This window comes from Thomasclavelia sp. (genome assembly GCF_017889095.1).
Classification (GTDB): domain Bacteria; phylum Bacillota_I; class Bacilli_A; order Erysipelotrichales; family Coprobacillaceae; genus Thomasclavelia.
Map to the genome: position 1 here is coordinate 1 of NZ_JAGHEW010000219.1, position 9,823 is coordinate 9,823.

The following is a 9,823-nucleotide window of genomic DNA, read 5'->3' on the forward strand; positions in this document are numbered from 1 at the left end:
TGATGATACAGTACATCCCTGTTTTCGTTTTTCATATAATTCTATTTTTTGATCTCTTGTCAGTTTTGCCATAATAAAAATGAACCTCCTTTATTCGGGTGTCCAAATAACGGGGTTCATTTCATTTTAGGCGTGGTTTTTATTTAAAAACAAAAGCATCCAGTGATGCTTTTGTCTATAATTTTTAACGGTATTCAAAAGAGGTAATTAATAATTTTTCTAAATCAATTTCCAATTCAAATGAATATTCATTTTCATTTGTAGTTACAGTTGTAACAATATAATAATAACTGCCTAAATCATCAACGGTATAATAGATTTGATATTTGCCTACAGTAATTTCATCACTAAATAAAATACTATTAACAATCGTTTCTTTATAATAGCGAATAATTGTCAATTCTAATAAACGATTTTCATCTAATTCTTTAATTCTTTGGATGCTGCGACTATTTTCAATAATACTGGAAAAAAAGATACCAATATTTAAAATCGTAACCATCAAGATAATCAAAACAATTTGTAAAATAGTTCCTTTAGTTTTCAATTTCTTCACTACTTTCAATTTCATCTTCTTTTATTTGATAATCACAAGCAATTAAATAGGTATAGTCATGCTCTTTTCGACTAATTTCCATATAGATATTATTATCAATTTGATAAAATTGTAATGAATCGACATCATGAATAATAATATCAAAACCCGGTTCCTTGACAACGCGACGATTGTTTAAAGAAATAGTAAACTGTTCATCTTGTTCATTTGTATATGACAAATAATCAAGTATTTCTATGTCTTTAGCCGTAAATAACATTTTACTTATTTGATTAGCCCCTAAAGAAAAATTACTACTGATAATTTCAATTTTGTCATTAGCCTTAAATAATCTTAAAATCGAAGCAAAGTTAATTACGATCAATAAACAAATCATTAACGAAAATAATGCTTCAACTAGGGTAAAACCTCTAAAATACTTTCGCTTAATTCGCTTGAGTTCCATAATTGACCTTCTTTATCCATTTGTTTTTCTAGATATTTTAAATAGTTTTGCTCATTTTGATAAACATGACTTAATGTCACATTATAACAGCTTAAAATCACTACAATACAGCTAACAAAAATACTGAAAGCTAGCAATGTTTCAACCAAAGTTACGCCTTGTCTATTTAACATAAAATGCACCACTGCCAACATTTAAAATAATTGTCTGACTTTGATCAAAACCACTAATTTCCAAACGACCGCCACTGCTGATATTGCCATTTTTGTTGAAATGAAATTCATAAGAATTACTAAAATAATATTCATCAGCTAATTTAACTTCACGATGTAAGTTTGCTTGAAGATAACCGATTTTATCATTAGATATATTAATATCGACTTGCTGATGTGAAGTTAATGCCAATGTTTTAGCTTCTTCTAAAAGCGCAATAACATAGTTACATTGCTGATTTAAAGAAGTTTTTAATATAGGTGTAGTAATACTATAATGAAGCGTAAAAGTCCCTAAAACAATGATAATACTTAAAACAAACAACATTTCAACTAGAGTAAAACCTTTTTTATCTGGCATAAGCTTGACCATCACTAATATAAATTGATAAACCACTAGGACATGTAGCCTGTTTTTCTGTCAGATAGGGATGCTCACCTGATGTTAGATCAGATATACTACTAGGTAATTCACCATTTTCTATTTCATATAAAACAATTTGTGAATTCACTACTTCAATTTGAGCATCACAGCTTTTTTCCTTAACAATTCGATTTTTACTGGTAACATTAGGGATAACTAAAAGCAAAATAACTAAAATAATTGATATACAAAAGATTAGTTCAATTAAAGTAAATCCATTATGCTTAATTGATTTCATGATAATTTTCTCCTTTTCATAAATTTTTTACAACATTCATCATAGGAATAATAATTGAAAGATATACGATTATTACAAATATTGCAGTAAAACCATAGACAAAGATAATTGCAATTTTCATCACTTTATTAATCTGATAATTTAAACTATCAAGCGATAAACTTAAATAATCGCTTAATGATTTTTCTCTTGCATGATTATGTAATAATAATTTAAAACAAATAACTAACAATTGTTCAAAATAAACAAAATCACTAATAATATCAACTAACGCTTCACCTTCAATAATTTTTAAATAAATTTCATAGACAATCATTCTAATATCACTATCATCAATTTTTTGATACAAAGTAATAATAATATCAGTAGAATCATAACCGTTAAATAATAGTTCGTTGTAATACAAAGCAAATTTAATTGAATAATATTTTCTAATTAGCTGATTAATGATCGGAACTTTAAAAACTAAATAATCTAGAAGTTTAAAATATTGTTTTTTGATTGCATAGATAGTTGTAGCTAATAAGCAAGTAAAGATCAAAATAGTAATAATGATTAAAATTGGAATAATTTTAAATAACATAAAAATTATCAAAATGAATATAGATGGACTAATATCAAATTCTAAAAATAGTTGATTTACTGATGGCAGTAAGCCATAAACAATAAACAAAGAAAAGATAACTAGAAAAACAATCAGGATACATGGATATGTTAGTTGTTTCTTTAACTTGTTTTTAGTATCATTCATTGTTTTCCAAATCGCCAAACTTTGTTCTATTGCCATGGCAAGATTATTTTGGAGACGAAAAAACTTAAAAAATTCAATAAATGTAGCATTGAAATTACATTTAATTATCGCCTCATCCAAAGCTGTCCCTTCATTTAAAGCAGTTTCAATTAATTTGATCTTAGAATTAGGATAAACTGCTTTGCAAATACTAATAATTTCTTCCATTAAATAACCTTGTTTTAAAAAAGAAGCAATATTTTCTAATAAACGATAATCCTCATTCATAAATTATTCCTGCTACTTGGTTATAACTAACCAAATCCTTTTCTAATAAATATTGAATTCGACTTTTAAAGTCCTGGTAACAAATTTTCTCCTGATTAAAATAAGCTAAAATATTTTGACGATCAATATATTCAGGTAAAATTAGTGGTTTATGATTATTCTTTTGATAAAGCATTTTTTGCGATAAAACACCAATTAATACATCTTCAAGATCAATCTTTAAAACTGACAAATTTAATAATCGTTTAATCGCCATCAAACAATTACTAGAATGTAAAGTAGTTAAAACCAAATGTCCGGTTAAAGCACAGGTAATCGCTAATTTTGCAGTTTGTTCATCTCTAATTTCACCAATCATGATAATATCGGGATCATGTCTTAAAATTTGTTTTAAAGAATTTTGATAAGTTATTCCTAATCGTTCATTAATTTGTAACTGCAGACAATAATCTTTTTTGATTTCAATCGGATCTTCAAGAGTGACTATATTTTTTGAATATCGCTGATTAATAGCATCAAGTAAAGCATAAAGAGTCGTTGATTTACCCGAACCAGTTGCTCCACAAACAATAAATAAGCCCGATGTTTTAGCAGTAATATCAATTAAAAAATCAGTTACATCTTTAAATATTGTTAATTCATCAATGGCAATAGTTCGATGATTATTTAAGATCCTGATAACTAAACTATCAAGTTCTTTACCTGGTAAACTAGAAATTCTTAAATAATAAATATTGTTTTCGTAAATATAGCTTAAATGTCCCGTTTGAGGTCGCAGGCGATAATTAATATCAATATTTGATTTAAAACGAATGTAATTGAATAACTTGTTACCCATTTTGCTCTCCAATCGATCATAAACAATTAGATCTCCCTGTTGACGAAAGGAAATAGTACACTGATGTTTCATTAAAAAATGAATATCAGTCGTTCTGCTTTCAATTGCATGATTCAAAATTTTTTCAAATAACTCGTCCATAAAAATACCTCCTATTAACATTTACTCCCAAAACAAAAAAATTACTTTAAAAAAAAGAAAAAAATTAAAAAAAATTCTTTAAATTCTAATAATTACAAAAGTTCTTCACTTTATGAATGATTTTTGATATACTTACAAAGTAAAATTACGTATAAGGAGATATTTAAAATGATAAGTGTTGGAGATTTACGCCCAGGAGTTACTTTTGAATATGATGGTAATTTATATGTCGTATTAGATTATTCTCATAATAAAACAGCTCGTGCGGCAGCTAATATTAGAATAAAAATGAAAAATTTAAGAAGTGGGGCAACTACTGAAGTTACTTTTGGTGGTAACGATAAAGTAAAGAGAGCTCATATTGATAAAAGTAAAATGCAATATCTATATAATACTGGAGATGCATTAGTATTTATGGATAATGAAACATATGAACAAATTGAAATTTCAGCTGATAATTTAAAATGGGAAATTAATTTCTTAAAAGAAAGTGATGAAGTAGAAGTTACAAGTTATGAAGGTGAAGTTTTAGGAGTAGCTTTACCAATCAACGTTCCGTTTAAAGTCATCGAAACTGAACCAGCAGTACGCGGAGATACAGCAACTGGAGCTACTAAAAATGCAACAATTGAAACTGGTTTTAACATCAAAGTGCCACTATTTATTTCTGAAGGAGAAATTGTAGTTGTAAATACTGTTGATGGTAAATATCAAGGTAGAGCTTAACACTAGTTTATTCGACTAGTGTTTTTTTCATATTTATTTACTTTTTGCATATATTAAAGTAGTGATAAAGGAGAAATAATATGAATAGACAAGCAATTACTTTTTTAACATTATTTAGTCTAATTTTAGTGCTTTCAATTTATTATGTTCTTTTGCCACCTGAAACTGATAGTAACGAAGTAGCAGTTAGCAACGAGGAAATGTCGCAAATTGAAATATTACAAGAAACATTAGATCAAGAAAGGGCGGATTTGATTAGTGAAAATAATGCAATCATCGCTTCAAGTGAAAGTAATAGTGATGAAATAGCTAGTGCACTGGCAACGATCAGTGAAGCGAAAGAAACAGCTGCATTAGAAAAAAAGATTACTAAAATTATTAATGATGCTGGCTTTAAAAGCGCTTTTGTAGAAGTAGAAAACAAAATCATTAAAGTTGTAGTTGATAAAAAAGACGCTAATAGTAGTGATGCGAATAATATCATTAAAACAATTATGGATCAAACTGGTAATGAATATCAAGTAGAGGTCAAGTTTATTAGCGATACTTGAATTTTTTCTTGATTTTATATACAATATATAGTATATAAAGGAGTAATTGATATGAGTCAGGAATATTATTCAGTAAAAAATGCGTCAAATTTAGGAGAATTGAATATCGGAGTGAGTGTTTTTCAATCAATTGTTGAAAAAGCGGTAAATTCAATCGATGGAATTCAATTCGAAGGAAATATGATTCCTATCCCTGGTAATGGTCCCGTTACAGTAAGCATCAATAAAAACAATCAGGTTTCAATTAATGTTGCTTTATTAGTAGACTATGGCCAAAATGTTACAACACTTACAACTGCATTACAAAATAAAATTGCACAAAGCTGTTTTGAAATGACCGGGATAAAAAATGTAAAAGTTAACATTGAGGTAAAGGGAATTAATTTCTAAAAGATTATCGCTTGATAATCTTTTTAATTTGGCTTATACATTTATTTTAACTCATAAATATGGTAAAATCATGATAGGTATTTTGGAAGGACGGTTTTAATGAAAAAATATAGAAAAAAATTAATACGTGAAAGAGCAGTAATTGCTACATATCAAAAATTATTAGTAGATACAACTGAAGAAGAAATTATTGAATATTTAAATAGTGATAAAAGCTTATGTGCTGATCAGGATGATTATGATTATTGTTTATTGATGATCAAAAGTATTGTCACTAATATTGGTAAATATCAAGATGAAGTAGCTAAACACTTACGGAAAAACTGGACGATCGATCGTCTATCTAAAATTGATTTAGCAATTTTAGTTGTTGCTTGTTATGAACTGTTGGAAACTGATCAAAGTAAGGAAATAATTATTAATGAAGCAATAGAGTTAGCTAAGAAATATTGTGATAGCGATTCTTATAAATTCATTAATGGTTTATTGACAAAAGTAAATTAATGGAGCGCAAATATTTAACTGTCAGTGCTTTAAATCGCTATTTAAAAGCAAAATTTGACAGTGATAACCAACTGCAAAGAATTTATATTAAAGGTGAAGTTTCTAACTTTAAGCATCATAACTCTGGGCATTTATATTTTACTTTAAAAGATGAAAATTCTCGAGTTAATGCAGTTATGTTTGCTTCAAAAGCTAATAAATTGCCTTTTGAACCAGCCAACGGGATGAAAGTATTAATTCAGGCTAGTGTTTCCGTATATGACGTAGCTGGAACCTATCAGCTATATGTTGATAGTATGGAACAAGACGGATTAGGGAATCTTTTTCTACAATATGAAAAATTAAAAAAACAGTTAGCTAGCGAAGGATTGTTTTTACCAGAAGCAAAAAAGGAAATTCCTAAATTTCCTACTAAAATTGCTGTTTTAGCTGGATATCCTAGTGCCGCTTTGGCAGATATTGTAAGAACAATTAAATTACGGTTTCCCATTGTTAGAATCATTATTTTTCCGATTCCCGTTCAAGGAAAAGATGCATATTTAAAAATATGCCAGACTTTAAAATATGTCGATACATTAAATTTTAATACAATTATCATTGCTCGAGGTGGCGGTTCATTAGAAGATTTATGGAACTTTAATGAAGAACTGTTAGCTAGGGTGATCTATCAATGTAAAACCCCAATTATCAGTGGTGTTGGTCATGAAATTGATTTTACAATTTGTGATTTTGTTGCTGATCATCGTGCCGCTACACCAACATACGCTGCAATCAAGGCAACACCTGATTTAATGGAATTGAAACAAAATGTTGCTAATATTGAATACAATTTGGTTAATTTGATGAAACAAAAAATTGATCTAAATCAAGAAAACTTGAATCGTTTAGCATCATTTTATTTATTTAAAAACCCAAATAAATTATATGAAGATAAACGGGCTAAAACCGATTATCTTTACGATAAATTATGTAATGCATTTAATTACAATTTAACTAATTCAAGTAATAAAACAAAACAACTGATTCAAAAGCTGGATCACCAAAGTAATCTTTTTTTAACTAATCAAAAAAATCATTTAGCTTTGTTGAATCAGGCGATGAGTATCAACGTCCAGCGAATTTTGCAGACTAATCAAGAAAAATATCATTTTTTAATTTCTAAGTTAGATACACTTTCACCACTTAAAACATTACAGCGCGGTTATGCGATCGTATTAAAAGAAGATAAAGTCGTTAGTGAAAGTAAAATGTTAAATTCTGGTGATGAAGTTGCAATCAAGATGAAAGATGGTATAAAAAAAGCAGTCATAAAATAGGAGGAAAATGATGGAAAATATTAGTTTTGAAGAAGCAATGAAAAGATTAGAAGAAATTGTTGCTGCTTTAGAAAATAACCAGGTATCATTAGAAAAGAGTGTTGATTTATTCCAGGAAGGAATTAAGCTTTCAAAAATTTGCAATGACAAGCTTAATGGCATTGAAGATAAAGTAGCCAAGATTCTAATTGATGATAAATTAGAAGATTATGATTTAAAGGATCAAAATGGATAATTTAATTAACCAAATCAACACTCGTTTAAATACGATTTTAAATAAATATCAAGATTCTAGAGTCAAAGAAGCAATGAATTATTCATTACAGGCTGGTGGTAAAAGAATCCGCCCTTTAATGATGTTACAAGTAATTCGCAGTTATGATAAAGACTATCAGCCTTATCTTGATATTGCTTGTGCAATTGAAATGATCCATACATATTCACTGATCCATGATGATTTACCCGGAATGGATAATGATGATCTAAGAAGGGGAAAACCAACTTGTCATGTCCAGTTTGATGAAGCAACGGCGATTTTAGCTGGTGATGGTTTATTAAATGAAGCAGTTAATATTATTTTAGATACAAACATAGAAAGTGAACTAAAAGTTGCGTTACTTAGAATTTTATATCAGGCAACGGGAATAAACGGAATGATTTTAGGCCAAAGTTTAGATATGAAATATGAAAAAATAAAAGCTAATCAACAACAGCTTGATTTGATTCATCGTCATAAAACAGGTGATTTAATTAGTGCCTCACTAGCAATGGGAGCTTGTATTGCCAGTGTTCAAGACCAGGAAACTTGGCGTCAGATTGGTTATAAAATTGGTCTTGCTTTTCAAATCCAGGATGATGTTTTAGATGTAGTAGGGAATAGTGCTATTTTAGGGAAAAATATAGGCAGTGATTTGGAAAATAATAAATCAACGTATGTAACTTTAATGGGAGTAGAAACTTCTAAAAAAATCATTGATGATTTATTTAAGGAAGCAATTGCCTTGTTATATAGTTTAAGGATCAATCATGGCTTAATTTTAGAAATTATTGATAAATTACAAAAAAGGTCAAATTAATGGATCTATGTAAGATTAAAGATCCAGCCTTTTTAAAAGAACTGGATATTGTTCAATTAACAAAATTAGCTCGTGATATCCGTAAATTCTTAATTAATAGCATTTCTAAGACTGGTGGACATCTTTCAAGTAATTTAGGGGTTGTCGAACTAACAATTGCCTTACATTATGTTTTTGATGCCCCAAGAGATAAGATCTTTTTTGATGTTGGTCATCAAGCTTATGTCCATAAAATTTTAACTGGTCGAGCTAGCCAATTTCCTACATTACGTCAATTCAATGGCCTTTCTGGCTTTCAAAAACGCTGTGAAAGTGAATATGACTGTTTTGAAGCGGGACATTCTTCAACAGCATTAAGCGCTGCCATTGGAATGGCTGTCGCTCGGGATTTAAATCATGATGATTATCAGGTTATTCCCGTAATTGGCGATGCCGCCATGGTTGGTGGTGAATCTTTAGAAGCGTTGAATCATTTAGGTTCAATCAATAATAAAGTAATTATTATTTTAAATGATAATCAAATGGCTATTGGAAAAAGTATTGGCGGTTTTGGTGATTTTCTTTCTTCAATTAGAATAAGCGGAACTTATAATAATTTAAAAGAAGATTACCGTAATTTAACTTCTCATAATAAACTAGGACACATGGTCTTTAATGTATCTAAACGAATCAAAGATTTTATTAAACATGGTTTGATCGATGATACGATTTTTGAAGATTTTGGCGTGGAATATTTAGGACCGGTAAATGGTCATAATTTAGATGATTTAATTAGAGTATTAAATCTTGCTAAAAAAAGTAAATCTAGTGTTGTGGTTCATGTCGTAACTAAAAAAGGCCGGGGTTATAAATATGCTGAAAATGATAAAGAAGGTAAATGGCATGGAATCGCTCCATTCAATGTTAAAGATGGTACTTTAAAAGGAGTAAAAAATAATCGAAAAGTAAGCTGGTCTAAAATTGTTGCCGATCATATTGAAACTAAGATGAAAGATGACGAGGATATCGTTGCCATTACTCCGGCAATGATCCATGGTTCAGCAATGGACAGTTTATTTGCCCATTATCCAAAGCGCTGTTTTGATGTAGGAATTGCCGAAGAACATGCGATGACGTTTACTTGCGGCTTATCTTTAGCTAAGAAAAAACCGTTTATTTCTGTTTATTCATCGTTTTTACAGCGCGCTTATGATCAATTGAATCATGATATTGCTAGAATGGATCTTAGCTGTTTAGTTAGTGTTGATCGCTGCGGTTTTGTTGGCAGTGACGGTCCTACTCATCACGGCGTATTTGATATTGGTTTTTTAAATCAACTACCTAACGTGATTATTTGTAGCCCTGATAACAGCCAAAATACAAAAAGATTTATTAATACATATTTAAAA

Annotated in this window: 15 protein-coding genes; 8 read left to right on the top strand and 7 right to left on the bottom strand. The window is 29.1% G+C overall.

The window, feature by feature from the left end; genetic code table 11:
* Positions 1-184: 184 nt before the first annotated feature.
* From J7M77_RS09525 to J7M77_RS09555, 7 genes are read right to left on the bottom strand one after another with little or no spacing between them, the layout of a single operon-like run.
* On the bottom strand, positions 185-571 hold the full coding sequence (locus J7M77_RS09525) for a hypothetical protein (protein WP_296877879.1): 387 nt from the start codon (positions 569-571) through the stop codon (positions 185-187).
* Positions 537-1,001: a type IV pilus minor pilin ComGF family protein gene (locus tag J7M77_RS09530; RefSeq protein WP_296877881.1), complete on the bottom strand. Its 465-nt coding sequence runs from the start codon at positions 999-1,001 to the stop codon at positions 537-539. The genes J7M77_RS09525 and J7M77_RS09530 overlap by 35 nt, the downstream gene beginning before the upstream one ends.
* Positions 953-1,174, bottom strand: coding sequence for a hypothetical protein (locus J7M77_RS09535; RefSeq protein ID WP_296877883.1), 222 nt, complete (start codon positions 1,172-1,174; stop codon positions 953-955). The genes J7M77_RS09530 and J7M77_RS09535 overlap by 49 nt, the downstream gene beginning before the upstream one ends.
* A complete protein-coding gene (comGD, locus tag J7M77_RS09540; RefSeq protein ID WP_296877885.1) occupies positions 1,164-1,574 on the bottom strand; it encodes a competence type IV pilus minor pilin ComGD in 411 nt (136 codons plus the stop codon). The genes J7M77_RS09535 and comGD overlap by 11 nt, the downstream gene beginning before the upstream one ends.
* The gene (locus tag J7M77_RS09545) at positions 1,564-1,875 is read right to left on the bottom strand and encodes a competence type IV pilus major pilin ComGC (RefSeq protein ID WP_296877887.1); all 312 of its coding nucleotides are present in this window, start codon (positions 1,873-1,875) and stop codon (positions 1,564-1,566) included. The genes comGD and J7M77_RS09545 overlap by 11 nt, the downstream gene beginning before the upstream one ends.
* Positions 1,876-1,891: 16 nt before the next feature.
* On the bottom strand, positions 1,892-2,893 hold the full coding sequence (locus J7M77_RS09550) for a hypothetical protein (protein WP_296877889.1): 1,002 nt from the start codon (positions 2,891-2,893) through the stop codon (positions 1,892-1,894).
* A complete protein-coding gene (locus tag J7M77_RS09555; protein ID WP_296877891.1) occupies positions 2,886-3,872 on the bottom strand; it encodes an ATPase, T2SS/T4P/T4SS family in 987 nt (328 codons plus the stop codon). Before J7M77_RS09555 ends, J7M77_RS09550 begins: the two co-directional genes overlap by 8 nt.
* A 168-nt stretch (positions 3,873-4,040) precedes the next feature.
* Here J7M77_RS09555 and efp point away from each other — a divergent pair, with 168 nt between their 5' ends.
* From efp to dxs, 8 genes are all read left to right on the top strand, one after another.
* Positions 4,041-4,598: an elongation factor P gene (gene efp, locus J7M77_RS09560; protein WP_296877893.1), complete on the top strand. Its 558-nt coding sequence runs from the start codon at positions 4,041-4,043 to the stop codon at positions 4,596-4,598.
* 80 nt (positions 4,599-4,678) lie between these two features.
* Positions 4,679-5,149: a SpoIIIAH-like family protein gene (locus J7M77_RS09565; RefSeq protein WP_296877895.1), complete on the top strand. Its 471-nt coding sequence runs from the start codon at positions 4,679-4,681 to the stop codon at positions 5,147-5,149.
* A 51-nt stretch (positions 5,150-5,200) separates the two neighbouring features.
* Positions 5,201-5,539, top strand: a complete 339-nt coding sequence (locus tag J7M77_RS09570; protein WP_296877897.1) for an Asp23/Gls24 family envelope stress response protein — start codon at positions 5,201-5,203, stop codon at positions 5,537-5,539.
* Between the two features lie 99 nt (positions 5,540-5,638).
* A complete protein-coding gene (gene nusB / locus J7M77_RS09575) occupies positions 5,639-6,043 on the top strand; it encodes a transcription antitermination factor NusB (RefSeq protein WP_296877899.1) in 405 nt (134 codons plus the stop codon).
* Positions 6,043-7,359 (top strand): exodeoxyribonuclease VII large subunit, encoded by a 1,317-nt coding sequence (gene xseA, locus J7M77_RS09580; RefSeq protein WP_296877901.1) that lies wholly within the window; start codon positions 6,043-6,045, stop codon positions 7,357-7,359. Before nusB ends, xseA begins: the two co-directional genes overlap by 1 nt.
* A gap of 10 nt (positions 7,360-7,369) precedes the next feature.
* Entirely contained in the window at positions 7,370-7,594 is a 225-nt protein-coding gene (xseB, locus tag J7M77_RS09585; RefSeq protein ID WP_296877903.1) for an exodeoxyribonuclease VII small subunit, read from the top strand.
* The gene (locus tag J7M77_RS09590) at positions 7,587-8,435 is read left to right on the top strand and encodes a polyprenyl synthetase family protein (protein ID WP_296877905.1); all 849 of its coding nucleotides are present in this window, start codon (positions 7,587-7,589) and stop codon (positions 8,433-8,435) included. The genes xseB and J7M77_RS09590 overlap by 8 nt, the downstream gene beginning before the upstream one ends.
* Positions 8,435-9,823: 1-deoxy-D-xylulose-5-phosphate synthase (dxs, locus tag J7M77_RS09595; protein WP_296877907.1), on the top strand; the 1,389-nt coding region annotated here is incomplete at its 3' end. The genes J7M77_RS09590 and dxs, both read left to right, overlap by 1 nt.

Excerpts from the sequence above, each read along its gene's own strand:
- J7M77_RS09525 (WP_296877879.1), bottom strand. The coding sequence starts at position 571 with ATGAAATTGAAAGTAGTGAAGAAATTGAAAACTAAAGGAACTATTTTA.
- J7M77_RS09530 (WP_296877881.1), bottom strand. The coding sequence starts at position 1,001 with ATGGAACTCAAGCGAATTAAGCGAAAGTATTTTAGAGGTTTTACCCTA.
- J7M77_RS09535 (WP_296877883.1), bottom strand. The coding sequence starts at position 1,174 with ATGTTAAATAGACAAGGCGTAACTTTGGTTGAAACATTGCTAGCTTTC.
- comGD (WP_296877885.1), bottom strand. The coding sequence starts at position 1,574 with ATGCCAGATAAAAAAGGTTTTACTCTAGTTGAAATGTTGTTTGTTTTA.
- J7M77_RS09545 (WP_296877887.1), bottom strand. The coding sequence starts at position 1,875 with ATGAAATCAATTAAGCATAATGGATTTACTTTAATTGAACTAATCTTT.
- J7M77_RS09550 (WP_296877889.1), bottom strand. The coding sequence starts at position 2,893 with ATGAATGAGGATTATCGTTTATTAGAAAATATTGCTTCTTTTTTAAAA.
- J7M77_RS09555 (WP_296877891.1), bottom strand. The coding sequence starts at position 3,872 with ATGGACGAGTTATTTGAAAAAATTTTGAATCATGCAATTGAAAGCAGA.
- efp (WP_296877893.1), top strand. The coding sequence starts at position 4,041 with ATGATAAGTGTTGGAGATTTACGCCCAGGAGTTACTTTTGAATATGAT.
- J7M77_RS09565 (WP_296877895.1), top strand. The coding sequence starts at position 4,679 with ATGAATAGACAAGCAATTACTTTTTTAACATTATTTAGTCTAATTTTA.
- J7M77_RS09570 (WP_296877897.1), top strand. The coding sequence starts at position 5,201 with ATGAGTCAGGAATATTATTCAGTAAAAAATGCGTCAAATTTAGGAGAA.
- nusB (WP_296877899.1), top strand. The coding sequence starts at position 5,639 with ATGAAAAAATATAGAAAAAAATTAATACGTGAAAGAGCAGTAATTGCT.
- xseA (WP_296877901.1), top strand. The coding sequence starts at position 6,043 with ATGGAGCGCAAATATTTAACTGTCAGTGCTTTAAATCGCTATTTAAAA.
- xseB (WP_296877903.1), top strand. The coding sequence starts at position 7,370 with ATGGAAAATATTAGTTTTGAAGAAGCAATGAAAAGATTAGAAGAAATT.
- J7M77_RS09590 (WP_296877905.1), top strand. The coding sequence starts at position 7,587 with ATGGATAATTTAATTAACCAAATCAACACTCGTTTAAATACGATTTTA.